We start from the raw sequence: 24,468 nt of genomic DNA, 5'->3' as shown, positions 1-24,468 counted from the left end.
CGCCGCGCGCCTCCGGAACCTCATATCAGCCAGCGACGTGATGCTTGACACAAATCTCCGTAAACGTTTACGATTTAGAGCGTAAACGTTCACGGTACGTCCGTAAACGTTGACGGAGACAGACTTCAACGAAGAGGGAACGGTATGAGCAACACCATCGTCGATGCACTTTTACTCGATCCCGGCGTTGGCATTCGAAATATTGACCCCGCCCAGTGGGCCAATTTGGAAATGCTCCTGACGGACGCAGCACGTGATGATCTCGCAGCCGCTGTCCGCACCTTCGTCTCCGCAGGCTCCTCGGCCGTCGTCGGCGTCTTCGATGACAATCGCCTTTGGGCGAGCCTGGTGGTCTCTGTCGACCAATCAGGCGCGCCGACGTCACTGTCAACCATTGACGGCTCGGTCACCGAGACAGCCGGCGCTGAAATGACCAAAGCGGCAGGCGAGGCGGTCCGGTGGGTTCAAGCCCATAACGGACCGTGTTCCCTGGGCCTCTTCGTCGACAAAGTGCAGGCAGAGGCGGTCCTGACATCGTCAGACAAGGCCGCTGCTATCCGCACGGCCGCCGCCGCCGGCGGGCTCGTCCTCTCGCCGGTTCCCCCTGCCCTCGCCATAGCCCTGGCCTGATCCAACAACACCATCCGACCCATCCATCCACCCACAAGCACTGGAGAACAATGATGATCCGCAGGCTTCCCATTGTGGCTTTGGCCGCAGCCGTGTCCCTTTCCGTCGCTTCCTGCAGCAGTTCGGCAACGGGTACCTCAAACGCTCCCGATGCGGGGGTGTCCGAGAAGGCCCAGCAGGCCCTTGACAAGATCAAGGGACAGGTCCTGAGCAAGGGCCCCAACGGCGAGACGCCCTCCCCGTCATCCGTTGCAGATCTGACCCCCGACGAGATCGAGAAGGTCAAGGCACTCAACGCCAAGGCCGCAATCGTGATGCACTACGGCGGCAACGACTGGGCGACCGCCCAAACCAACGGACTGAAGAGCGAATTCGAAAAGCTCGGTATCAAGGTAATCGCCACAACCGATGCGAACTTCAAGCCGGACAAGCAGGTTTCGGACATCGAGACTGTCATGACGCAGGACCCGGACGTCATCGTCTCCATCCCCACGGACCCCGTGGCAACGGCCTCCGCCTACAAGAAAGCCGCGGCCGCCGGCACCAAGCTCGTCTTCATGGACAACATTCCCCAGGGGCTGACTGCCGGCAAGGACTACGTCTCTGTCGTCTCCGCCGACAATTACGGCAACGGCGTCGTTTCCGCCCACCAAATGGCCAAGGCCATCGGTGGCAAGGGGAAGATCGGGCTCGTCTTCCACCAAGCCGACTTCTTCGTGACCAAGCAGCGCTACCAGGGATTCAAGGAAACGATCACCAAGGAGTACCCCGAGATCAAGATCGTCGAGGAAAAGGGCATCGCCGGGCCGGACTTCGCAGGAGACGCCCAGGCCGCTGCGAACGCCATGCTGAGCAAATACGCCGACCTGTCGGGCATCTGGGCGGTCTGGGACGTCCCCGCAGAAGGTGTCATGGCCGCAGCCCGTGCTGCAGGCCGACAGGATTTGAAGATCGCCACTGAGGACCTTGGCAAGAACGTCGCCATCGCCTTGGCCAAAGATCAACTCGTCGTCGGCCTCGGGGCCCAGGTTCCGTTCGACCAAGGCGTTACGGAGGCCCGGCTGGCCGCAGGAGCGCTCATCGGGAAAGAAGCGCCGGCATATGTGGCGCTGAGTGCACTCCCCGTTGACCATTCCAACGTCCTCGAAGCCTGGAAGCAGGTTTACCACGAGGACGCTCCCAAGGACATTCAAGAGTCCTACAAAAAGTAGCCAGACCCGACGGCGGGGGCACCCACCCTCCCCTACTGTCCCGAAAGGGCAACAATGAACACCGCAGACAATGTCGTCGAGATGCGCTCGATTTCCAAGGGCTTCAACGGGGTTTCAGTCCTGAAGGATGTCAGCTTCGACGTCCGGAAGGGCGAGGTCCACGCCCTCGCAGGAGGCAACGGGGCCGGGAAATCCACCCTTATGAAAATCCTCCAAGGCGTCTATCAGGCAGACGCTGGCGAGATCCTCATTGGAGGCAAACCGGTCGCCATCAACTCGATTCAGGACGCGAAGTCCGCCGGCATCGGGATGGTTTTCCAGGAATTCAGCCTCGTACCGAGCCTGACTGTCGCTCAGAACATCTTCCTTGCTGCTGAGCCGCTCGGGGCGGCCGGACTCATCGACGACCGCGCCTCGGAGCGGCGGGCCAAGGAGGTCTTCGCCGAGATGGAGGTAAACGTCGACCCCCGTGCCGAAGTCTCCCGGCTCGGCACGGCCTACTGGCAGCTGACCGAGATCGCCAAGGCACTCTCGCAAAACGCCCAGGTGCTCATCATGGACGAACCCACCGCCAGCCTTGCCCGGCACGAGTCCGAAGCGCTCTTCGAACTGATAGACCGTCTCAAGCAGCGCGGCATCTCGATCATCTACATCTCGCACCGCATGGACGAGGTGTACCGTCTGGCCGACCGGATCACCATCCTCCGCGACGGCCGTCGACTCCTCACCGAGCCGCTGACCGACGTGACACCCGAACAGATCGTGGAAGGCATCGTCGGCAAGAAGATCGAGGGCCAACTTGCCTACCGCGAGCGGGACCATGCGGCTCATGAGGGCGCCCCGCTGCTGGAGGTCCGGGGGCTGAACGCCGGGCCGCGGGTAAGGGACATCTCCTTCTCGCTCCGACCCGGTGAGATCCTGGGCTTGGCCGGTCTTATGGGTAGCGGTCGCACCGAACTGGCCCGCGCACTCTTTGGCATCGACCGGCGGGACAGCGGTGAGATCTTCATCCGGGGGGAGAGAATCAATCTGACCTCGCCGCAGCAGGCCATCACTGCGGGTGTCGCCCTCATCCCGGAGGACCGCAGGGCCCAAGGTCTCGTCTTGGAGCACTCAGTCCAAGACAACCTGCTGCTGCCGCTGCTTGGCCAGATCCAGCGCGGACCCTTTCTTGACGGTGCCAGGGGCAAGGAGTTGTCCTCTTCGCTGATCAAGAGGTTCGCAGTAAAAGTCGCTCACCCCCACCGACCGGTGCGGCTGCTCTCGGGCGGCAACCAGCAGAAAGTGGTCATCGCCAAGTGGCTGGGCACTAATCCGGACATCCTGATTCTGGACGAGCCAACGGCCGGCGTTGACATCGGCACCAAAAGCGAAATTTTGGACATGATCCGCGAGCTGGCAAGCGCCGGCAAAGCCGTCATTGTCATCTCTTCCGAGTACCCCGAACTACTCGCGGTCAGCGACCGCGTCCTCGTCCTCAAGGACGGCTCCATTATCCGCGACATCCCCCGCAGCGAGATCGCTGACGAGGAATATCTCCAACTTGCAGTCCAGGGAGTCTGAACAGTGAGCAAGGCAAACACCATCGCGCCCCGGGACACCGAGGCACCCCGCAATTTCGGCACCATCCTGAAAGAACTCGACTGGCGACGCTACGTCATCTACATCGGCTTTGTCGTCGTCTTCCTCTTCTTCGCCATTCTGCTCCGCGACCAGGGCTTCCTGTCGCCGAACAACCTGCTGAACATCTTCCGGCAAACTGCCACAATCACCGTCATCGCCGTAGGTATGACATACGTCATCTCTTGTGCAGAAATCGACCTGAGCGTCGGATCGGTGGCCGGGTTGTCCAGCGTCTGCACGGCCATGGCGTTGTCCCAGTGGGGCCTGATCCCCGGAATCCTCGCCGGCCTTGCCGTCGGCCTCGTGGTCGGGTCAATAAATGGCGCACTGGTCAGTCTCCTTGGCATCCCTTCCTTCCTGGTGACGCTCGGCATGCTGGGTATCGCCGTCGGAGTCGCCCAGTGGATCACGGCCTCGGCCCCCCAGCCGATCCTGAATGACACCTTCAACATGCTGTTCGGATCCGGTGACTTCGGTCCCGTACCGGGCCTGGTTGTCTGGAGCGCTATCTTCGTTGCCATCGGCGCCGTCGTACTGAACCGCACCAAGTTCGGCCGACAGGTCCTAGCTACCGGCGGTAACCGCAACGCCGCGGAATTCACGGGCATCAACACCAAACGAATCAAATTCCAGGTGCTCCTCATCTCCGGCATGGTCGCGAGCGTTGCCGGCATGCTGTACGCCGGCCGCCTCCAGTCCGGCCGCTTCCAGTGGGGATCGGGCGATGAGCTCTCCGCCATCGCCGCCGTCATCCTCGGCGGGACAAGCCTGTTCGGCGGATTTGGCTCCATCATGGGAACGCTCTTCGGCGCCCTCCTGATCGGCCTGATCAACAACGGACTGATCCTGGCCGGCCTCGACAGCAGCCAGCAGCAGGTGGTCCGCGGCGCCATCATCATCCTGGCCGTCGCCCTCGCCCGGAAGAAATAGCCGTTGCCAGCACAAATGCCAGGGCCACCGGCCCGTAAAACCACCGACCTCCTCGTCACTTATCTGAAAGGCTCAGCATGAAACTCGGATACTCCACCATCACCTGGGGTGGCGTCGTAGGCCACCCGGTAGGGGTGACCAGCATTAAAGACCTCTTCTACATGACCCACGGGCCGATGGACAGGGCGATTAAGGACATCGCAGCCGCCGGCTACGAGGGCGTGGAGATGTTCGACGGCAACCTCGCCGAATACGCCGACAAGCCCGAGCAACTCCGCAGCATCCTCGACGAGGCCGGCGTCTCCCTCGCCAGCGTCTACACCGGCGGAAACTTCATCTACGCTGATATCCTGCCCGACGAGCTGCACCGCATCCAGCGCGCTGCCGAGCTCGCTGCGACTTTCGGAGCCGAGCGCCTCGTCGTAGGAGGTGGCGCCCGGCGCGCCACCGGCACCACGGACGAGGACTACCGCCGGCTGGGGGAGTCCCTGGACAGGGTCACCGACATCGCCGCGTCCGCGGGTCTCTCTGCCAGCTACCATCCCCACCTTACGACCATCGTCGAGAACCCCGACGAGCTGAACCGGCTGATGGGCCTGACCCGCATCGGCTTTTGCCCGGACACCGCCCATCTTGCCGCCGGCGGCGGCGACCCGGCCGCCCTCATCCGCAAATACCCGGACCGCATACGCCACGTCCACCTTAAGGACTTCCGGAAGGATCCCTTCGCCTTCCTGCCCCTGGGGCAGGGAGAACTCGACTTCCCGGACATCGTCCAAGCCATCAGTGAGAGCGGCTACGACAGCTGGCTGATGGTCGAACTCGACGAGTACGACGGCGACCCGCGCGCTGCCGCCGAGATCAGCCGCCGATACCTCGAAGAACTCCTGCCTTAACACCCCTCCCCCACACGCATTTCAGAAAAGGAACACCATCGTGAAAAATCTCAACGTCGGCCTCATCGGAGGCGGCTTCATGGGCAAGGCGCACTCCCTGGCCTACTCCGCCATGCCCATGTTCTTCTGGCCGGCCCCGGCCCTGCCCGTCCGCCACACCATCGCCGAAGCCACCGAAGAACTCGCGGCAGAAGCCGCCCGCCGCTTCGGCTTCGAACACTCCACCTCCGACTGGCGCCGGATCGTCGACGACCCGGCCATCGATGTAGTCGACATCGCCACCCCGAACCACCTGCACGCCGAGATTGCCATTGCCGCCGCGCAGGCCGGCAAGCACATCATCTGCGAAAAGCCCCTCGCCCGCACCGGCGACGAGGCCAGGGCCATGTATGACGCTGTCAAGGACGCAGGCATCGTCCACATGGTCGCCTTCAACTACCGCCGCACACCTGCTGTCGCCCTGGCCAAGAAATACATCGAAGAAGGCGCCATCGGGCAGATCCTCAACTTCCGCGGCACGTACCTCCAGGACTGGTCCGCGGACCCCAATTCCCCCCTTTCGTGGCGTTTCCAGAAGAACATTGCCGGCTCCGGGGCCCTCGGGGACATCGCCACCCATGTCGTCGACATGGCCCGCTACCTTGTAGGCGAGTTCTCCTCCGTGAACTCGGTCCTCTCGACCTGGATTCCCGAACGCCCGCTACAGACCGGGGGCTCCGACGCACTGGGGAACGTCCGGGGCGGCGAAGGGCCCCGCGGCGAGGTCGACGTCGACGACGAGGTCATGACCATGGTCCGCTTCGCCAACGGCGCCGTCGGCTCCATCGAGGCGACCCGCAACGCCTACGGCCGCAACAACTTCATCACCTTCGAAATACACGGCACCGAAGGCAGCATCGCCTTCAACTACGAACGCCGCGACGAACTCCAGGTCTGCTTCGCCTCCGACCAGAACGACCGGCGCGGGTTCCGTACCGTCTACACCGGACCGGCCCACCCCTACGGCGACGGCCTCTGGCCCATCCCGGCCCTGGGCATCGGCTACGGCGAGACGAAAATCATCGAGGCACACGACTTCTTCAAAGCGATCGCCGAAGGCGGCAGCGTGAGCCCGAACTTCGCCGACGGTTATCAGACGGCGCTCATCGACGACGCGATCGTGGCCTCTGCCGCGAAGGGCGTGTGGGTCGACGTGCCAATGGTCGCCGACGTCGCCACAACCGCGAAGTAAGCACGGGGAGAGGGGTGCGGGCCGTCCGTCCACCTCCCGTTACCCTGGGGATCAGCCCCTCCCCCATCCTGCGCGGCCCATGGCCATCGAACTCTCGTTCGCAGAGGCCTGGCCACGGGCCGATTCCCTCACTCCTATCGCCCCTAGCGCGGTGGCCTGTGCAAGCTCACCAAAGGCAAAGCCCATCGCTATTCCAGAAAGAACACAAAACATGTCCTACCGGACCAATCCGAGCAAACCCCTGGGCGTGGCCGGGATCGGTTACGCGTTCATGGGCAAGGCCCACTCGAACGCCTGGCGGAACGTGGCCAGCTTCTTCGATGTCCCGGCATTCGAGCAGAGAGTGCTCGTGGGCCGGGACGCCGGACAGGTGGCCGAAGCCGCAAAAAAGTATGGCTGGACCGAGTCCGCGACGGACTGGCGTTCGGTCCTTGACCGGGACGACATCCACATCGTGGACATCTGCACGCCCGGTTGGATGCACGCCGAGATCGCCATCGCAGCGCTCGAAGCGGGCAAGCACGTCCTCGTCGAAAAACCCCTCGCCAACACTATGGCCGAAGCCGAAGCCATGACGATGGCCGCCGCCGCAGCCCGGGCCCACGGGGTGCAGTCCATGGTCGGGTTCAACTACCGCCGTGTACCCGCCCTGGCCTTGGCCCGGGAACTGATCGCGGAGGGCAGGCTCGGCACCGTCCGGCACGTCCGGGCAGCGTATTTGCAGGACTGGCTCGCCGATGACCGGGCGCCCATGTCCTGGCGGTTGCGGAAGGAAGCCGCCGGTTCCGGCGCGCTGGGGGACATTGCCTCCCACGCCATCGACCAGGTCCAGCACCTCACCGGTCGAACTGTGACTGAGGTGACCGGCACGTTGAGGACGTTCGTCGCCGAGCGTCCCGGTCCCAACGGTCCGGAAGTAGTGACCGTCGACGATGCCGCGTGGGCCACCCTGGCGATGACAGGAAATATCAGTGCATCGGTCGAGGCTTCCCGCGTGGCCACGGGGCAGAAGAACAGTCTTCGGATCGAGGTCTATGGCTCACTCGGGTCACTGACGTTCGACCTCGAAAACCTCAACGAACTAAACTTCCTGGACGCCACCACCCCCGTGCGGGAGCAGGGCTTCCGGCGGATCCTGGTCAACGAACCCGAACACCCATACCTTGACGCGTGGTGGCCGCAGGGGCACATCATCGGCTGGGAGCATACCTTCACCCACCAGATCCGCGACTTCCTGGTGGCCATCGACACCGGCGCCGCTCCGTCGCCATCGTTCGAAGAAGGGCTGCAGGTTCAGCGCATCCTTGCCGCCGTCGAGAAATCTGCCAACAACAGGAGCACCCTGACCGCCGTTGAAAATAGGTCGTTTGCCACCACTGAAGCCTGACCTGCCATTCCCGTATCCCCTCTTCACCGGCCAGTGGGCCGACCTGCCACGTCGTGGAAATGGCCCGGCCAGCCCGCGGCTGGGGCCATGACGGCCTGGAAATCGCCGTGTCCGGGGACCACCTGGACACCTGGCGCTGGGACGAATCCGGCTACGTCGAGTCCAAGCTCGCCGTGCCGGAGAAGTACAACCTGAAGGTCTGGGCCATCTCCAACCACCTCAAGGGCCAGGCCGTCTGCGATGACCCCATCGACTTCCGCCACGAAGCGATCGTTGGGTCGCAGGTCTGGGGCAACCGGAACCCGACCCGCCCGCCGGCGCGGCCTGCAGGCGGCTCGGCGTACCTCCGCTGTCCAACGCTCCGCCCGGGAGGGCGGCATGCAAGACGTTCCCCCGAAGTACCCGGAATTAGACCGGGCGTAAGTCCACTTTATTAACCCTTAAGGAAAGGCAGTATGATGCTCCGATCTCTCGATCGCGTCAAGCGATCACGCATCGTAGCGGGCTTGGGAGCCGCGCTCACCGTAACCCTGTTGGCAACCGCATGTACGGGCGGGTCATCAGCACCCAACAACGCGGCTGCCAAACCGGCAGAGCTGCGGATGCTCTACACCACCGATGAAGCCAACAGCGCCGCCGTCGCGTCGCTGGTGCCGCAGTTCAAGGAAAAGTTCGGCATCAATCTGAAGATCGACAACCAGCCGTACGATGCGTTGCAGCAGAAGGTCTTCTCCGAGTTTGCTTCCAGCAGCAGCTACTACGACATCGTCGTCGTCGACACCCCGTGGGCGCCGGCCCTGGTGCAGAACCTTGAACCCTTGAGCCAGTACTTGCAGAACGGGGCCCTGAACCCTGACAGCCCGCAGTCCAACGTGGGCGACTTCATCCCCAAGGTGTTCTACGACACGGCCGTCTACAACGCTGATTCCCCGATCAAACGCTACCCGGATCCCACGGCCACGCCCGACGCATCCACGATCAAGAACGCCGGATTCGACGTGTACGGGATGCCGATCCAGTCGAACGTGGCCGTCATGGCCTACCGCAGCGATCTGTTCAACGACCCTACCCAGAAGGCGAACTTCAAGGCCAAGTACGGCAAGGAACTCACGGTCCCGAAGACCTGGGATGACTATGCCCAGGTGGCAGAGTTCTTCACCCAGCCTGACAAGAAGCTCTACGGCACCACGGTCATGGCCGGCGTCGGCGACTGGGCCACCGATGACTTCAAGACCCTGCTCGCCTCCCAAGGCGGAGACGGGACCCTGGCGGACCAGAACGGCAAGCCCACGTTCGACACCCCCGAAGGCACCCAGGCGCTGGACTACTACGCCAAGCTGGCGCAAAGCGGACACGTACCCCCGGGCAGCACGTCAGCGGACTGGGGCACAACCGCCGATTCGTTCGGCAGCGGACTGACCGCGATGACGATCAACTACCACGACCTCAAGCTCGGTGACAACGTCAAGGGCGGCACCATCGGCTACGCCCCGGTGCCCAGCGCGAAGGCCGCCGGACCCCACTTCGGGACCTGGATGCTGAGCATCAACAAGAATTCCAAGAACAAGGAGTGGGCCTACCAGGGGATTAGCTGGCTGACCGCCGCCGAGCAGCAAACGACGATGACCGCCGAAGCCCTGCACCCCAGTCGGACCTCCGTCTTTGCCGGCATCAAGAGCGATAACCCTCTTGCACCCTTCTACGACACCCTCGGAAGATCCCTCGCAGAAGGCGTTGGCCGTGCACGGTTGACCAACTACACCGAAGTGAGCCACGAGGTGGCCGTCGCAGTGAACAACGCAGCAACCGGCACTTCCTCGCCATCGGATGCACTCAAGTCTGCGTCAGAGAAGGTCTCGGCCCTCCTCAAATCGGCCGGCTACTAACCCATCGGACCGCTCAAGGTCGCCCAAGGAGTATCGATTATGAAAGCAACCGCCGCACCATTGGATGCGACCTTGACGGTTGACGCTTCCCGCCGCGCGGCCGGCCGTGCCACGGCCGGCCCGCACGGCAGGAAGCCGCTGACCTGGAAAAAACGTTCGACCCCGTGGATCTACATGGCCCCGGCCATGTTCGTCCTGCTGCTGATGACGGTGGCCCCGGCCATTTTTATCTTCTACTCGGCCTTCCGCAACGACAAGATCCTCGGTGGCGCGGGCAAATTCGTCGGACTGGACAACTTCATCACGGCGATTACCAACGCCTCTGTCCAGCACGCATTCCTGATCACATTCGGCTTCGTTGCGGTTGCGGTGATCCTGGAGATGATCCTGGGCTTCGCCCTGGCACTCCCGCTCGCCGCCCAGACCCCAGCCAACAAAGTCGGGGCCGCCCTCATGCTGCTGCCGTTCGCCGTCACCCCCGCAGTAGCGGCCATGGTGTTCAAGCAGCTGCTGAACCCCAACTACGGGTGGGTCGGCTACTACCTCGGCGTCTTCGGATTTCCCAAAGGCATCGACCTGCTCGGTGATCCGACATCGGCGTGGATCGTTCTGGTCGTTCTCGACATGTGGCAGTGGACCCCGTTCGTCGCCCTGATCCTGATGGCCGGCCTTCAGTCCCTGCCGGGGGAACCCCGGGAAGCAGCCATGGTCGACGGAGCGACCCCATGGCAGATGTTCCGGCACATCACCTTTCCGGCCATGGTTCCGTTCATCGCCATCGCGGCCGTGCTGCGGACCATCCAGGCTTTCAAAACCTTCGATTCATTCAAGATCCTCACCGGCGGGGGTCCCGGTGAATCCACCGAAATCATCAACCTCGGCATATTCCGCGTCGGTCTTCAAAGTTTCAACGTCGGTCTCGCCTGCGCCCTGGGCGTGGTCTTCCTGATCATCCTTTCGCTCCTTGTCCCTGTCATGCTGCGCATCATCGGCCGCCGAGCAGACCCTGAGGAAATGTAATGACAACAACATCATCAACCAGCCGCGGCGGTGCCGTGGCACGCGTCATCATAGGACGCACCTTCCTGTGGGTGTGGCTCCTTATCGGCCTCGTCCCGCTGCTGTTCATGTTCATCACCTCGATCAAACCGGCCGGGATCGCCAATCAGATCCCCCCGGCCTGGATCTTCCAGCCGACCCTGGACAACTACGCCTCCGTGCTCTCAGCCGGCGGCGGCAAATCCGAAAGCTTCGGTCAGCTGCTCACCAACAGCGCAATCGTCAGTCTCGGTGCCACCGCGCTGGCCATCATCGTGGGAGTCCCGGCCGCCTACGCGCTGACCATGAGGGACTTCCGGGCCCGCAAGGGACTCTCATCCTGGATCCTGTCGACCTACATGTTCCCGCCCATCGTCGCCGTCATCCCGGTCTTCGTCTTCGCCGGCAAACTCGGGCTCATGGACACCTACCCGGCCCTGATCATCCCGTACGCTGCCTTCAACCTGCCCATCGTCGTCTGGATCCTGCGCAGCTCGATCCTGCAGCTGCCCTATGAGATCCAGGAAGCCGCCATGGTCGACGGGGCCTCAACATGGGAGGTCCTCCGCCGGATCATCTGGCCCCTGCTCGTGCCGTCCGTCGCCACGGCCGCCGTACTGACCATCGTCCTGTCCTGGAACGAATTCCTGTTCGCCCTGTCACTGACCCGCAGCGGGGCGAAGACCGCTCCCGTGGGCCTGCAGCAGTTCACCGGCATGTACGGGACGGACTGGGGCAACATCACCGCCGCCGCGACCCTCATCGTCGCGCCCATCCTGGTCCTCATGGTCGTGCTGCGCCGACAGATGGTCGCCGGGCTCACCTTCGGTGCAGTCAAGTAAATGAGTATTGGAGAAGAAACAATGAAAGCAGTCATCCTCCCCGGTGACAAAAGAGTCACCGTCGTCGAACGCGAAGTCCCGGAGCCGGGACCGCATGAGGTGCTGGTGCGGACCCGTGCCTCCGCGATCTGCCGCAGCGATATGAGCATCTACTACGGAACCCCGATCGTCGGCGGCGAAGGCGCCGGCCACGGCTCGGTGATACCCGGGCACGAGGCAGCCGGCGAAGTCGTCAAGGTCGGAAACGCCGTGACCCACGTCAAAGAAGGCGACCGCGTCGCCGGCTACCTCGCCGTGGGCTGCGGATTCTGCGAGTACTGCCTCAGCGGCTACATGATGCTGTGCAACCAGTGGAAATGCTTCGGTTTCGACGTCCACGGCGGTGACGCCGAGTACTTCGTGCTGCCCGAACGCAACTGTCTTCATATCCCTGACGAACTCAGCTTCCGCGCCGGGGCGGTGATGACCGACATGGTCGGCAGCCAGTACCACGTACAGAAGCAGCTCGGCGTGGTTGGCGGAAAAACCGTCGCCGTTTTCGGCATGGGACCAATGGGATCGGCCGCGGTACTCATCGGCAAGGCCTTCGGCGCCCGTGTCATCGCCGTCGACGTCATCGACCACCGGCTCGAACAGGCCAGCTCGCTCGGCGCGGACGCCGTCATCAACAGCACAACAGCAGATGCCGTCCAACAGATACGGGACCTCACCCAGGGCCGCGGAGCGGACGTCTGCATCGATTGTTCCGGTAACCCCGCCGGGCAGAACTCGGCCCTGGACGCCGCCGCCAAGCTCGGCGCCGTCGCTTTCGTCGGTGAGTCGCGGGCCACACAGATCAACCCCAGCGACCAGATGCTCAGAAAACTGCTCACCGTCGTCGGAGGCTGGTACTTCCCCATCAGCGACTGGGAAGAAATCGTGCGCCTGGTCATCGACCAGAAAATTCCGGTCGAAAAGCTCATTAGCCACGACTTTTCCATCGATCAGGCTGAGGAGGCTTTCCGCGCCTTCGACCAGCGCGAAACCGAAAAAGCCGTCTTCGTCTGGTAAACCCCGTCAGACCCTCCGAAGGAGAGAACCCATGTTCAGATATGCCGCCGAGCTCGTCCCCTACCACGACCACGGCTTCGAAGACTCGATCCGCGACCTTGCCGACATCGGCTTCAAGGAGGTCAACCTCTGGTCCTCCGCCGCGCCGCTGGCCCACCACGTCAACCCGGGAGATGATCCCGGCAAAATCCTCGGAGTGCTGGACAAATACGGGGTCAAACCCTGCGGCCTCACCGTCTACGGAAAAACCCAGGAAGAAATCCTTGAACGCGTCGATTTCGCTGCGGACCTCGGAATCGACACCCTCATCTTCGACTGCGAAGCCAACTATCCCGACTTCGTCTCCACCTTTTTGCCACCCATCGTCGAAGCGGGAGCGCGCCGCGGAGTCCGGATCGCAGTCGAAAACCATCTCACCGTCCCGTTCGCTGCCGATTTCGAATCCGGTGCCAACGAAGACCAGCGATGGGACGAAGGCGTTGACACCCTCGCGCAGATGAAACGGCTCATCCGCGACATCGACGACCCCTACCTTGGCGTCTGCATCGCTCCCCCGCACCTGTGGGTGATGCAGGACACCATCAGCGAAGCGATCACGTTCCTCGCCGAACGCAAGCGGCTCTTCTACTACTACATCTGGGACATCGACCGGGCCTACCGCCACGGCACAGACGGCCTGAACTTCGGTACCGCCGACCTGCAACTCCCCCGTGCCGACGGGACACTTGACCATTCCGTAATGCTGGGAACGCTGCGCCGTGTCGGGTATGAAGGCGTCGCCAGCCTCAAATGCCATGGCACGCAGGGATGGAGCTTCGAAAGAATCGGTGAACACCTTCGCGCGTCCGACGCCTACGTCAGGGACTGCATGAAAAAAGCCCAGTCCCTCTGAGCACCCCGGGCCCAGCACACGGTGCGGGGTCTGCACCCACGAAATCCGGGACTTCCTGGCCGCGATCGGCGGCGGCACCCCGCCGTCGCCGTCGTTCGAGGACGGACTGGCCGTCCAGCGCGTGCTGGCCGCCATCGAAGAATCCGCCAACGCCAAATCCTCCATCATCCAGCTCGCCACTTCCCCTGTCCCCGTTACCGAAGGAGCCTGACATGCCCCGCCCGTACACCCTGTTCACCGGCCAGTGGGCCGACCTCCCCTTCGAGGAAGTCGCCCGCCTGGCTTCCGGCTGGGGCTACGACGGCCTCGAAATCGCCGTCTCCGGGGACCACCTCGACGCCTGGCGCTGGGACGAACCCGGCTACGTCGAGTCCAAGCTCGCCGTCCTGGAGAAGTACAACCTGAAGGTCTGGGCCATCTCCAACCACCTCAAGGGCCAAGCCGTTTGCGATGACCCCATCGACTTCCGCCACGAAGCGATCGTCGGGTCCAAGGTCTGGGGCGACGGCGACCCCGAAGGCGTCCGCACCCGCGCCGCCGAAGAAATGAAACACACCGCCCGGCTCGCCAAAGCCCTCGGCGTGGACACCGTCGTCGGATTCACCGGCTCCTCCATCTGGCAGTACGTCGCGATGTTCCCGCCCGTCCCCGAAAAGGTCATCGAGGCCGGCTACCAGGACTTCGCGGACAGGTGGAACCCCATCCTGGACGTCTTCGACGAATGCGGCGTCCGCTTCGCCCACGAAGTCCACCCCTCCGAAATCGCCTACGACTACTGGACCACCGTCCGCACCCTCGAAGCGATCGGCCACCGACCCGCGTTCGGGCTGAACTGGGACCCGTCCCACTTCATGTGGCAGGGCATCGACCCCGTCTCCTTCATCTGGGACTTCAAGGACCGGATCTACCACGTGGACTGCAAGGACACCAAGCTCCGCCCCACCGGCCGCAACACCGTCCTCGGCTCCCACCTGCCCTGGGGCGACCCGCGCCGCAGCTGGGACTTCGTCTCCGCAGGCCGGGGCGACGTGCCCTGGGAATCGTCCTTCCGCGCCCTCACCGCGATCGGCTATGACGGCCCCATCTCCGTCGAATGGGAAGACGCCGGCATGGACCGCCTCCACGGCGCCCCCGAAGCCCTCGCCGCCCTCAAGAAATTCGACTTCCCGCCGTCGAACACCTCCTTCGACGCCGCCTTCAGCAGCAGCTCACCGGGCCGGGACGTGCTGACCAATAGGGGCGAAGGCGACATCAGAAACCAGAAAGGACTCCACAGATGAACGGAAGAGAAGCACCACTGCGTATCGGCATCCTCGGAGCGTCCCGCATCAGCCCGACATCCATCGGTGAACCTGCCAGGCTGACAGGTGCGCGTCTGGTGGCCGTCGCAGCCCGCGACCGGGACCGGGCACAGGACTTTGCCGACCGGTACGGCGTCGAACGGGTACTCGCCTCCTACGACGATCTTGTTAATGACCCGGAGATCGAAGCGGTCTACAACCCGCTGGCCAACTCGTTGCACGCACGGTGGAACCTGGCGGCCATCGCCGCGGGAAAACATGTCCTGTCAGAGAAACCATTCGCCTCAAACGCGGCAGAAGCCAGGGAAGTGCGGGACGCGGGCAAGCGCGCGTCCGTCAAAGTCGTCGACGGCTTCCACTACCATTTCCACCCTGTCACAAAGAGGCTCCACGAACTGGTCGCCTCCGGAGAACTGGGCGAACTCCAGCGTGTGGAAACCATGGTGATGATTCCTCCCCCGCCACCCGAAGACCCCCGGTGGTCGCTGCCACTTGCGGGCGGAGCGCTGATGGACCTGGGCTGCTACAGCCTCCATGCCATCCGGGCCATGGCCCCCTGGCAGGCGGGAATCCCACCCTTATCAACGCCCGGGGAACCGAACGGACCGGCTTGCCCGGAGTGGACGAATGGGTTGACGCTAACCTGGTCTATCCCTCCGGAATCACCGCAACGGCAAGATGCAATATGAACGGGACCCGAGCCGAAATGACCTACCGCGCCATCGGCAGCAAGGGACACGCCACCGTGGCAAATTTCATCCTCCCTCATACCGATGACAGCCTCGAGGTGAAAACGCGTGACGGCCACCGGCTCGAGCACCCGGGCACAAGATCCTCCTATACCTATCAGCTGGACGCTTTCGCCGCCCTGATCCGGCACGGAATCCCCATGCCCACAGACAGCGACGACGCCGTCCAAACCATGGAACTAATCGACCAATGCTACAAAGCCATCGGACTGGAACCCCGCACCAGCACCCGAAACGAGGCAGACACCCACGAACGCTAGGGAATCCTTTGACGGTCCGCAACGATTACGCGCTTGGCGTCGTAAGCGGGTGCCCGGAATGACGAGGGCTTACGTCGTCATTAATCAGGATCGAACGGCTCGTCGGTGCCGCTCACCTCGGGTTGAAATGAGAAAGAAGCGTCTGATGCCTCGACTTAGTTGAGAACTCCGGTTAGCCACGGCTGGCCCCGTCCACAGCCGGACCAAGGGTACCGACTTGGCCCAACCTAACGGGAGGAAAGCGCCACCGATCACGGTCAGCAGTGCCGACCGGCCGCCGGCGGAATGAACTCCGCGGTCGGCCATCCCGACAACTGCCAATCGCCAACCGCCAGAATGTGAACCGCCCCGCTCCGCGTCGCTCGTTGCCCACTCGGACGGAGACGGACGCGGCGGGTTCAGACTTACAGCCGGAAATCGCGCACCGCCTCCAGGCCCAGGAGTGCCCGGCCGCCCCGTTCCTGTGGTTCGCGATCGTGTACTGGGTGCACGCGGCAGCCTCGAAGGACTCCCCCAAGCTCTAGCGCTTTCGCCGGTCGAAAGCACGTTGAAACTGCCCGAACTGTTCGTGGCACATCCGATCCAAGCTCTCGGCTGGCCCACACTCAGCGCGCTGATTGGCCGGAATGCCTTTGGCCCAAGCACAGCGAGGAAGCAATAAGAGACTGTCCTTCAAAGCCTGGCTGGTTCCTCTTAGGCCATGGTCTTCAGCGCTCCATCGGCCCACTCCAGCGCGGCGAGATCTGGACAGCTTCTGGCACTAGCCGGTGCCACATAAGAACATGGGAGAGGTTGAGCCTGTAACAGCCATCCTGAAGGTGGCGCGGAACGCGGGCGAATCCATCCGTACCAAGGCTTGCCTGCCCACTCGCCACTTCCGTTTGAGAGTCGCAACTCTAACTATTGGCGTCTTCCCCCGGCCGCCCGTGACTAGCCTTCCGCGTCTTCGGTCCAGTCCAGTGCCACCATGAGTCGCGCTCCACGTCTGGCAATTCATTGCGGATGTAGACAGGAAATCCGAGCAGGCTCCTGTAGGCACCCAGATGGCGCGTCCAGACACCGGCCATGACGGATCAACTAAACCAGGACCGCCCCGGAAGAAGAGTCCGGATCCCACACACCTTCACGCTGTCGACGGATCGGACGCCAGCCACAGATACCCCCAAGGACGTTCCCGCTGAACCCGGGATGTCCTAGGAAACCGAGAGTCCGGGGCCGCAAGGTCATGTCGCGTCCAACAGAGAACTGCATGAAGTAGTGAAGGCAGAGCCAGGAGGAAAGGATCACCATGCAGGTCGAAAAGCCGCCCATGCACAAAAGTGTGCACAATGTGCACACCCCCTTTGGCCGGACAAACACGCGATGAGCGCACCCTGCCTGGCTCTCAGAAGCAGCCATCCGCGGGAGATCCTCGAAGAAAAATCGTCTTCGTCATGTCGTCGCCACAACTTCTGGCCATGAATGAGTGAGGGCCAACAACCGGCCAGCGGCACAACCAGATAGGACGGCACATACCCCAGATTCCAGCAAGCGGAAGGCCCACAGGCCAGGACCCTGATCCCGCCACACATAACCAAATAGGCCACCGCGGCGCCAGGCACAAGCCGCGGACAACTTCGGAGGGACCCGCCGAGTCAAAATGTCCACACATTAAAGCAAAAACCCCTCTGGCGAGGGGTTATGCGTGCCCGAGGTGGGACTCGAACCGGGTTCCAGACCCTGAATATCGGCCACTCCCCCGCAAACATCGCCAATCCAGCCCAGTCCGGCCGATGTACGACCCGGTCCGAAGCCCAGGGTGTGCACATTGTGCACACCCTCATTTTTGCCCAATTTGCTGCCGGCCCCAGAAGGCCGCCGTGACAGTGCGGGCGCCGACCGTTTCACGCTGTGCGCGATGTGGCTCCGCTCTGGCCCAATGTTCTCCGAAGCGTCGGTGACGACCGCTATCAGACACCCACCGAGGGGGCATCGCGAAGTTCGGGAGTCGACGTGGGTCATGGCTGTTATGTCCTCCTTTCCGAACATCTCATACGCAAACGGGTACCTAGCGGCATGACCGACATTCACTAGCCGCGCCCTTGCAGAAGTGGGGTACCCAAGGATCTGCGTTGCGCCGTTGCTTAAGCCTGGGATGACCAATCCGGGTGTTTCAGCCCCCGCCACTCTGCATGCCCAGTTGGTGCCCGGAAGGCCTCGCGGCCAGCCGGCGGAGCTTGGTAACCGGGTTTCTAGGCAGGACGTCCTGGACAGCCACACATTTGAGGGGCAAGCTGCGCGGCCGACACTGACCCCTGCTGTGAACGGCAAGCTGGCCCTTGTGGCCTGTGGCTCACGATGATCGGTCCGTCAGCGGCACTATGACTGGATCGATCACCAGCATCTTGGACAGGTTGGGACGTGGCGCTCTTTCCTCCGAGCAGTAGACGCGTAGCCGAATTCCACACTGCTGCGCAGAGCTCCACGCAGCACTGAGCAAGGCATGCGCCTGCACAGCGACCGCATTTGGACGGTCCTTGGCAAGTTCCTCTTTCAGTGCAGACTTCGAAAGGCATGCGCCGAGCACTAGCCAGACTTCACGCGACGCAGCATGCGACTGGACCACCTTATTGACCATGTCCCAATGCTCCTCGCCGGTGTCTTGTGGCATACCTCGGCGCAGCCGAGTTGCGGGTCCATATGTGCGTTCCGGCTTCTTAACCCTCTCAATCTTCCATTCCTTGGCCCAGTAGCCGGAGACGGGACGATCTTCATTGCCAAGGGTGAGGAAGCGCAGACTTTTCATCGCTTGGGACACGACTTCGTGAAGTGCTGCCGCAGAGATCTCGGACGAGTCATCTACCGACTTGCTCTTGGCATGCGCAAAGATGACCTTCTCCGAATCGAACCCGATGAAATCAGCAATCTCGCTCCCCAGATCGGTACAAAGAATCGTTGCGTCATTCCCAAGCGCGTTGGGAAGCAGGTGACTGTCAAGCTGCCCGAAGACCGTCTCGTCGGGCCATGGGTGCTGTCCTGTTGTGTGTCCCTTTTCAGCGACAACTTTGGAGAGCGGCTGGTGCGTTTCAATAATCGATAACAGACCATCATCTGAACTGGAATTGCGACGGTTGAGTTTCCAGAAATTCTTGTTCGAATACACCATCCCGGAGTCAGTCGCGACTCGTATCTGCTGCTCACGCGTGATGAACTGCCAGAAGTCCTGCTTGTCGTTATTGATAGGCCGATAGGGAACACTCTGGTCCGACGAGACATTGAACCTCTTGAGAGACGCATCCCACGCGATTTCTACCTCGACTTCGTCATCATTGATCTCGACCTTAAAACGGCCGTTCTCTACAGCCCCACCAGACCAATCAATGACAAGCGGACCGTGGCGATCATCGGATGGCTCAAAAGCCTCGGGTGCAACGTCCAGCAGAACGTGCGCCGCAACAGGTGGCTCAGTGAGCGTCACAGGGAAACCGTACCGCCCGATCGCTGACGCAGGCTTATCGCCTCGTTTCAATGCCGCGGTCAATTCGTCGAACCAACCACGTAGCTCACTGTAGAGCCCTTTCGACTCTCGGTAGTCGCTCACTCGACCGTTCTTCACGCCGGTGTACCGGGTGACGAATTTGTTATCTATCGTTAGGCTGCCCGACGCAGTGGAGTAGCCGAAGGTGGAATCGCCCACCTCTGCAGCGACCGCGCCGACATCGCGAGCTCGGATGGATCGCGACCGCACTGCCCAGTCACTGAGGTCGTTATTAGTCAGCGACATAGAAGTGATGGTCGAAGTGCCGGGCAACAGGCCTACCAAACCTTTCGCCCCAACCGAGGTCGTGTCAGTTCGAACGCACTCAGTCAGCCCGTCCGATGCAGACACAAAGAGGTACTCGCCGTTCCAGTGAAGGACCGTGTATCCGAGAGACATCTCAACGAATGCCGCCTCCCGCAGTATCGGAGAGTTGCGGACCGTCATATGCAAAATCACGCAAGTGTCGTCGCTCGGTTGGAACTGGGCCAATACCTGGCCGTTGCTCGAAGTAAGCTCGTGCGCGACCCGCGCCGCAAAGCCATCCAGTTCAAATTTCCCGACCGGCCGACGAATGCATGTGCTGAGCCGGTATTTGATCGCATTCCACGCGCCATCGACTTTCAGATCCGCCTTCTCGCGGAAAAGTCGGTCCCAGTAGAAAATATCGGGCTGGGCACCCAAAAGCCTTGCAACGCCAACAGGGTCGGTCGCGACTGATTTCGGCGCTTTAGTTTGATCGAACCTAAGATAGCGTTTCCAGGCCTCCTGCATCGTTTCGTCCCCTGAAAACACGAAGGCCTGTTGGCCGGCAACTCGAGTGGGGTTCCGTAGGATGCGCCCAACTTGCTGCACCCGAGCGCGATCGTTTCCGAACCCGCCGTAAATCGCGAGTACTCTTACGGCAGGATCATCGAATCCTTCGGTCAGCTTGTGCTGGTGAACTAGGAATTCGACGTCGGGACGGTCCGATGGAGCCGGCATGACCTTTCGAAGATGCGGGGACTCCTCGTTGCCGGTGAAGGCTTCGTGCACTGCGATGACCTTGCGGCTCTTTGCCACGAGAGCCGTCGCCAATGCTTGGACGTCCGCCCTGTTGCTGCACCGGATGATGACGCGGTCTCCAGGTCTCCTTTCGACCACGTGTTCCAATTTGTCGAGTAGAGCATCGACGTACTGGCGAGCCGAGGTTGTCTCGTCCATGTACTCGAACTGTGGTTCACGCAGGACATGATCAGCCACTGCGTCAGAGTGAGTATAGCGATACTGCGCCGCGGAATCGATGGCAAACATTCGGTTGTCATTGCGAAAGGGCGTCGCGGTGAAGAGACAGATCGGCAGTCCAGTGGCACGCACAGCACGAGACCAACTAGGCGCGGGCTCGTAGTGGCATTCATCGACAATCACCGTCGCGAAATCTGCGAACAAGGCGGCCATCATTGCCTCGTCGAACTCAACGGTCTCGAAGATCGTCAACGCCATCGAAAGGGTCGCAACGTGGACCACGGGCTCACGCTCCACCTCGCCGCTGACGTGCTCAATAAAGTTCTTGGCGCTAGTAACCAAGCGCACCGTTGGCAGTTCTTGTGGGCGGTCGATTTCCAAGCGTTCCCACACCCGCTTATCGATGTCTTCCGCGAGTTGGCGTGCGAGCCCACGCCATGGCGTCACGACCAGCGCATTCTTCTTCTTGCCGCCTACCTGCGGCCCAGCGATTAGGGAAGCGATGACGGCAGACTTGCCGGTGCCGGTGGGCATCGTCACCAGCGCTGCGCCCTTACTGGGGCCAGAACGCCGAAGGTACCGGGTAAGAATTGTCAGAGCATCTATCTGGTGTTCCCACAGCGGCACGAATATCTAAGCCCTTTCCCGCTACGCAGCGAGCATAACGGGACCAGCACTGTCGATGTATCGAGCCCGCCGTTGTCACCAGTCGAATATTGAAGCCAAGTCTTGCACACGACAAGCGCCAACCGGGCGAAGTGACCCCAGACAGAGGAACCATTTCGCGCCCGCCCCTCGCCCGCTCAAGCTCAGGGCGAAGCTCTTCGTTTCTGAATACCTCACAAATGTCTTCGCTGACGGTATCAGTAACGCAAGTTCGCCCCCGAGCTCGTCAAGATAATTGCACCGGCCTTCGGCCTCATGCAGATGAGCCCGGGCCTGACCATAATTTTGAGATGGATCCGAGAATGCTGCACTCCGGAAACTTGTGGGCGCGGCGATCGAACAAGCCCACGGCGTCAAACATGGCGCGACGATAAGCCGCCGCTTCGCCGGCGTGGCCGCAGACTCTGCCATCCTGCTGGCGAACATGCTGCGGCGCGTCACCGAATGATCCTCAACGCCATGACAGAACAATGGTTTGCCTGACCCGGTCCACGGGCACGTCCGCCAGCTGGAATACACCATTCGGTTGGGTCTGGTAGTCGAAAAGCAGATCTGCGACTTGTCCGATTATCTCGTCGCCGTGCGAGAGTGTCGCGGCGACCCCGAGATGGTGCTCAGGAAGCCAGAAATACATGTGACCGGTCATGAAGACACTTCAGGAGTGAACCCGGACGGACTACGCAACACGCCGCAGGGATGCCCGAAGCCCAAGATTCACCTTATGTCACGAGCCGGACGCGGCGGCTTTTGCGGCACGAGTTTGGTCGTGCCTGGTTAAGACCACCCGAGCTGCTCTACGCGATCTGGGTGCTGATCCGCTATAGGCCAGGACAGCCTTCGGCGTTGCCCGCCTCAGCCCCAAAGTCCCCATGACCGAACTAATCAAAATCAGTCACCCTTGGGTAATGTTCGTCCGCCCATTGAACCGGATGCTGAAGGAACGCCCCCAGTACTGGACGGGCGAGGGTCCTCGGTAGCTGACCACAGGTTGATAGAGTCGGCCACGGCGGATCAGAACCGCCCGAGACCGTAGGGGGCATTGTGGGGTTCGGAAGCTGGCTGCGACAAGCACTGCAAGGGGGCTCGGCCACGGCACCGGCCCTTGATTCCCCCAAGGATGAACAACGCTTCCAGCCAGCACTCAAAATCGAAGTCTCCTTACAGTTCAACGCGTGTCTGGAGGTTGCCGGCACCACCACCTTCGCTAAGGAGGCCGTCGCTGCTTTGGCGGAACGCGGGGGCCTTGGTGGGCGGGGCTACTTTGAGGGCCAGGCACTGCTGCAGCGTGAGCCGGAGAACCCTATCGATCCGCGGGCGGTGGCCGTCGTGGTGGACGGAGAGAAGGTTGGCTCTCTTCCGTCGTATGTCGCGAAGGACCTTCCGTTGCCGGCGGGCGCCAGTCAACAGGTCAGCTACCAGCTTCATGTCCTGCGGGAGCAGACGCTTCTGGCCAAGGCCTTCGTGTGGCTTGGCCCCGGCGAGCCCGAGTGGGCCCACACCCGAGATAACCCGCCGGCGCTTACGTCCCGTGAACGGATCAACAGCTCCCACGCTGAGACTTCGGCGATGGTCCGGGAGGCGTTGCGGGGTGGCGGCGAACGGGCAGAGCAGCTCCAGCGGGGCATGGTCGACGGCGTCCACTACCTCGAGCTCATTGAACCGATCAAGCAGCTCAAACGCGAAGGCCGGCTGGAAGAGGCGCTCGTCCTTTGCTACAAAGCCATCGAAGGTGCCGAACGGGACGCCGGACGGGGCATGCCCGCCCCGGCTTATTCGGAGCACGCGGCCATCATCCACCGCAAGCTGTCCCAGAAGGACGAAGAGATTGCGGTGTTGAAGAGGTGGCTGGCCAAATGTCCGAAGCAGCATCGGGACGGTACTGAGATTGGGGAGCGTCTCGCCAAGCTGGAAGCGAGGTCCGGCCGGTCCTGATGGGGAACACGGCTGAGCCATAGACGAGGCGGACTGGCCCGGCGGCTCCGCCTGTGTCTGCCGTCAAGCTTTCGGGGAGATGGTCCGGCCAGGAAAGTACGGGCACCGTTGACCTATCACATCAAGCAGACCCTCAAGATCGGATGCCAGATGACGCGTCCCATATCGCGAGGTTGCGTTGAGACGCGCCTGCTGCTCCAGTGCGACCTTTTAGTTCGACACCATAGTATCCGGCAGGCCGTGCAACGTCTGAAGCTCATTCTGGGGGGTGGGCAGATCTCGAACATTTATGAGCCCCAGCAACTTGCCTAGGCCGCTGCCGTTAGACGCACGGGTCGGTCTTTGCGGGAGCAGGTCCGCGGACCGCAGCCCGGACTGTAGGTTTATATCATGAGCGGTAAACGAGCGAAGGCGGAGCGGCAGGCCCTATCAGAACGACCTACGGTCCTAGTGAATGCCGAGTGGATTGTTCGATCGGCAAAGGCTGTTCTCGCGGTCGACCTCGACGACGTACCACTCACACGAGTGACCCAGTTCATCGTTGGCTGGTGCCGAGCAGCATTTGCGCAGAGCCAAGTCGTCGGGCAACTTGCCATCAGCGGCACATCTTCCGCTTCTGCGCCGAACAGGAGACTTTTCGCAGAGTTAGCCATCCGGCTCCAGTGGATGCTTGACCTCCCGAAGGAAGTTCGTCCCGGCGCCGTGGATGAGATTCTCGGAGTCGCTCGTGAGACCAAACTTGGCACCCAAAAGCACTTACGTGACATGGGCTGGGATGTAGGGTTCGACCCGACGGAGATGAACGCCTTCGTTCTCGCAGGCGCCAACGGGGACGTCAAGAACCAAGCGCGCAAGTTCGCGGCAGCAGCGCACGCGACCGACGTGAAAAACGGCCCAGTGTTCGCGATGTGGCGGGAGGATTCCTATCTTGCGCATCCCACAGGTCCTCTTGCGGGAGAGTATGCCCCTGCCATCGACAACGAGATACTCGGACAGGGTTTACCCGGTGTTCTCGATCAAGACCTTAGCGGGCATCGGGACATTTCGATGCTGGTCATCATGACGACCTGCTCGCTCCTCAAAGATGAGGGAGCGGGGGATGCAGCGGTCACTCGGCTGAGTAGTGCATTCTTCACGGTCTAAGAGATTTAGATCCTCAGCACTCACGTGAACACGCCGCAACCATCAACCGTGCTGGGTTTT

At 62.1% G+C, this 24,468-nt stretch carries 20 protein-coding genes and 3 pseudogenes; 21 read left to right on the top strand and 2 right to left on the bottom strand.

The features are described from left to right. The first annotated feature begins 144 nt into the window (after positions 1 to 144). The 18 genes and pseudogenes from AC1MDG_RS09125 (at position 145) to AC1MDG_RS09040 (ending at position 16,450) form a co-directional block, all read left to right on the top strand. On the top strand, positions 145 to 630 hold the full coding sequence (locus AC1MDG_RS09125) for a hypothetical protein (protein WP_479808625.1): 486 nt from the start codon (positions 145 to 147) through the stop codon (positions 628 to 630). A gap of 50 nt (positions 631 to 680) precedes the next feature. Beyond that, positions 681 to 1,841 (top strand): substrate-binding domain-containing protein, encoded by a 1,161-nt coding sequence (locus AC1MDG_RS09120; RefSeq protein WP_479808624.1) that lies wholly within the window; start codon positions 681 to 683, stop codon positions 1,839 to 1,841. Between the two features lie 54 nt (positions 1,842 to 1,895). After that, positions 1,896 to 3,404 carry a sugar ABC transporter ATP-binding protein gene (locus AC1MDG_RS09115; protein WP_479808623.1) on the top strand — a complete coding sequence of 503 codons (1,509 nt, stop codon included), beginning with the start codon at positions 1,896 to 1,898 and terminating at the stop codon, positions 3,402 to 3,404. A 3-nt stretch (positions 3,405 to 3,407) separates the two neighbouring features. Next, the gene (locus AC1MDG_RS09110; RefSeq protein WP_479808622.1) at positions 3,408 to 4,394 is read left to right on the top strand and encodes an ABC transporter permease; all 987 of its coding nucleotides are present in this window, start codon (positions 3,408 to 3,410) and stop codon (positions 4,392 to 4,394) included. Positions 4,395 to 4,471: 77 nt separating this feature from the next. Next, the gene (locus AC1MDG_RS09105) at positions 4,472 to 5,290 is read left to right on the top strand and encodes a sugar phosphate isomerase/epimerase family protein (protein WP_479808621.1); all 819 of its coding nucleotides are present in this window, start codon (positions 4,472 to 4,474) and stop codon (positions 5,288 to 5,290) included. Between the two features lie 40 nt (positions 5,291 to 5,330). After that, a complete protein-coding gene (locus AC1MDG_RS09100) occupies positions 5,331 to 6,521 on the top strand; it encodes a levoglucosan dehydrogenase (RefSeq protein WP_479808620.1) in 1,191 nt (396 codons plus the stop codon). Between the two features lie 211 nt (positions 6,522 to 6,732). Continuing rightward, positions 6,733 to 7,908 carry a Gfo/Idh/MocA family protein gene (locus AC1MDG_RS09095; RefSeq protein ID WP_479808619.1) on the top strand — a complete coding sequence of 392 codons (1,176 nt, stop codon included), beginning with the start codon at positions 6,733 to 6,735 and terminating at the stop codon, positions 7,906 to 7,908. A gap of 1 nt (position 7,909) precedes the next feature. Next, a pseudogene (locus AC1MDG_RS09090) lies at positions 7,910 to 8,237 on the top strand (sugar phosphate isomerase/epimerase); the annotation flags it as partial. A gap of 126 nt (positions 8,238 to 8,363) precedes the next feature. Continuing rightward, a complete protein-coding gene (locus AC1MDG_RS09085) occupies positions 8,364 to 9,794 on the top strand; it encodes an ABC transporter substrate-binding protein (RefSeq protein WP_479808618.1) in 1,431 nt (476 codons plus the stop codon). A 39-nt stretch (positions 9,795 to 9,833) separates the two neighbouring features. After that, on the top strand, positions 9,834 to 10,814 hold the full coding sequence (locus AC1MDG_RS09080) for a carbohydrate ABC transporter permease (protein WP_479808617.1): 981 nt from the start codon (positions 9,834 to 9,836) through the stop codon (positions 10,812 to 10,814). After that, on the top strand, positions 10,814 to 11,674 hold the full coding sequence (locus AC1MDG_RS09075) for a carbohydrate ABC transporter permease (RefSeq protein ID WP_479808616.1): 861 nt from the start codon (positions 10,814 to 10,816) through the stop codon (positions 11,672 to 11,674). The genes AC1MDG_RS09080 and AC1MDG_RS09075 overlap by 1 nt, the downstream gene beginning before the upstream one ends. A gap of 21 nt (positions 11,675 to 11,695) precedes the next feature. Beyond that, complete coding sequence (locus AC1MDG_RS09070) at positions 11,696 to 12,724, top strand: zinc-binding dehydrogenase (RefSeq protein WP_479808615.1); 1,029 nt, start codon at positions 11,696 to 11,698, stop codon at positions 12,722 to 12,724. 31 nt (positions 12,725 to 12,755) lie between these two features. Further along, a complete protein-coding gene (locus AC1MDG_RS09065) occupies positions 12,756 to 13,616 on the top strand; it encodes a sugar phosphate isomerase/epimerase family protein (protein WP_479808614.1) in 861 nt (286 codons plus the stop codon). A gap of 34 nt (positions 13,617 to 13,650) precedes the next feature. Further along, positions 13,651 to 13,827, top strand: a pseudogene (locus AC1MDG_RS09060) (gfo/Idh/MocA family oxidoreductase); the annotation flags it as partial. 1 nt (position 13,828) lies between these two features. Next, positions 13,829 to 14,821, top strand: a pseudogene (locus AC1MDG_RS09055) (sugar phosphate isomerase/epimerase family protein); the annotation flags it as partial. Between the two features lie 71 nt (positions 14,822 to 14,892). Further along, positions 14,893 to 15,606, top strand: a complete 714-nt coding sequence (locus AC1MDG_RS09050) for a Gfo/Idh/MocA family protein (protein ID WP_479808613.1) — start codon at positions 14,893 to 14,895, stop codon at positions 15,604 to 15,606. Continuing rightward, positions 15,603 to 15,926: a hypothetical protein gene (locus AC1MDG_RS09045; protein ID WP_479808612.1), complete on the top strand. Its 324-nt coding sequence runs from the start codon at positions 15,603 to 15,605 to the stop codon at positions 15,924 to 15,926. The genes AC1MDG_RS09050 and AC1MDG_RS09045 overlap by 4 nt, the downstream gene beginning before the upstream one ends. A gap of 365 nt (positions 15,927 to 16,291) precedes the next feature. Then, complete coding sequence (locus AC1MDG_RS09040) at positions 16,292 to 16,450, top strand: hypothetical protein (protein ID WP_479808611.1); 159 nt, start codon at positions 16,292 to 16,294, stop codon at positions 16,448 to 16,450. A gap of 1,808 nt (positions 16,451 to 18,258) precedes the next feature. Here AC1MDG_RS09040 and AC1MDG_RS09035 read toward each other — a convergent pair. Next, positions 18,259 to 21,294: a DEAD/DEAH box helicase gene (locus AC1MDG_RS09035; protein WP_479808610.1), complete on the bottom strand. Its 3,036-nt coding sequence runs from the start codon at positions 21,292 to 21,294 to the stop codon at positions 18,259 to 18,261. 361 nt (positions 21,295 to 21,655) lie between these two features. On the opposite strand from AC1MDG_RS09035, the gene AC1MDG_RS09030 reads away from it, so the two are divergent. Then, positions 21,656 to 21,781 (top strand): hypothetical protein, encoded by a 126-nt coding sequence (locus AC1MDG_RS09030; protein ID WP_479808609.1) that lies wholly within the window; start codon positions 21,656 to 21,658, stop codon positions 21,779 to 21,781. A 3-nt stretch (positions 21,782 to 21,784) separates the two neighbouring features. Here the strand turns inward: AC1MDG_RS09030 and AC1MDG_RS09025 are convergent, their stop codons facing one another. Further along, the gene (locus AC1MDG_RS09025) at positions 21,785 to 21,979 is read right to left on the bottom strand and encodes a hypothetical protein (RefSeq protein ID WP_479808608.1); all 195 of its coding nucleotides are present in this window, start codon (positions 21,977 to 21,979) and stop codon (positions 21,785 to 21,787) included. 395 nt (positions 21,980 to 22,374) lie between these two features. Here AC1MDG_RS09025 and AC1MDG_RS09020 point away from each other — a divergent pair, with 395 nt between their 5' ends. Both AC1MDG_RS09020 and AC1MDG_RS09015 read left to right on the top strand, forming a co-directional pair. Continuing rightward, positions 22,375 to 23,265: an HIRAN domain-containing protein gene (locus AC1MDG_RS09020; RefSeq protein WP_479808607.1), complete on the top strand. Its 891-nt coding sequence runs from the start codon at positions 22,375 to 22,377 to the stop codon at positions 23,263 to 23,265. A 390-nt stretch (positions 23,266 to 23,655) separates the two neighbouring features. Then, positions 23,656 to 24,408 carry a hypothetical protein gene (locus AC1MDG_RS09015; RefSeq protein ID WP_479808606.1) on the top strand — a complete coding sequence of 251 codons (753 nt, stop codon included), beginning with the start codon at positions 23,656 to 23,658 and terminating at the stop codon, positions 24,406 to 24,408. Positions 24,409 to 24,468: the final 60 nt, after the last annotated feature.

Source organism: Arthrobacter sp. AIWTK1, from assembly GCF_056680535.1.
Note: the sequence above shows the minus strand (reverse complement) of the source record. Positions and strands in the feature narration are given on the sequence as shown.

Excerpts from the sequence above, each read along its gene's own strand:
- AC1MDG_RS09120 (WP_479808624.1), top strand. The coding sequence starts at position 681 with ATGATGATCCGCAGGCTTCCCATTGTGGCTTTGGCCGCAGCCGTGTCC.
- AC1MDG_RS09085 (WP_479808618.1), top strand. The coding sequence starts at position 8,364 with ATGATGCTCCGATCTCTCGATCGCGTCAAGCGATCACGCATCGTAGCG.
- AC1MDG_RS09050 (WP_479808613.1), top strand. The coding sequence starts at position 14,893 with ATGAACGGAAGAGAAGCACCACTGCGTATCGGCATCCTCGGAGCGTCC.
- AC1MDG_RS09075 (WP_479808616.1), top strand. The coding sequence starts at position 10,814 with ATGACAACAACATCATCAACCAGCCGCGGCGGTGCCGTGGCACGCGTC.
- AC1MDG_RS09025 (WP_479808608.1), bottom strand. The coding sequence starts at position 21,979 with ATGACCGGTCACATGTATTTCTGGCTTCCTGAGCACCATCTCGGGGTC.
- AC1MDG_RS09105 (WP_479808621.1), top strand. The coding sequence starts at position 4,472 with ATGAAACTCGGATACTCCACCATCACCTGGGGTGGCGTCGTAGGCCAC.
- AC1MDG_RS09015 (WP_479808606.1), top strand. The coding sequence starts at position 23,656 with ATGAGCGGTAAACGAGCGAAGGCGGAGCGGCAGGCCCTATCAGAACGA.
- AC1MDG_RS09045 (WP_479808612.1), top strand. The coding sequence starts at position 15,603 with ATGAACGGGACCCGAGCCGAAATGACCTACCGCGCCATCGGCAGCAAG.
- AC1MDG_RS09065 (WP_479808614.1), top strand. The coding sequence starts at position 12,756 with ATGTTCAGATATGCCGCCGAGCTCGTCCCCTACCACGACCACGGCTTC.
- AC1MDG_RS09115 (WP_479808623.1), top strand. The coding sequence starts at position 1,896 with ATGAACACCGCAGACAATGTCGTCGAGATGCGCTCGATTTCCAAGGGC.
- AC1MDG_RS09095 (WP_479808619.1), top strand. The coding sequence starts at position 6,733 with ATGTCCTACCGGACCAATCCGAGCAAACCCCTGGGCGTGGCCGGGATC.
- AC1MDG_RS09080 (WP_479808617.1), top strand. The coding sequence starts at position 9,834 with ATGAAAGCAACCGCCGCACCATTGGATGCGACCTTGACGGTTGACGCT.
- AC1MDG_RS09070 (WP_479808615.1), top strand. The coding sequence starts at position 11,696 with ATGAAAGCAGTCATCCTCCCCGGTGACAAAAGAGTCACCGTCGTCGAA.
- AC1MDG_RS09125 (WP_479808625.1), top strand. The coding sequence starts at position 145 with ATGAGCAACACCATCGTCGATGCACTTTTACTCGATCCCGGCGTTGGC.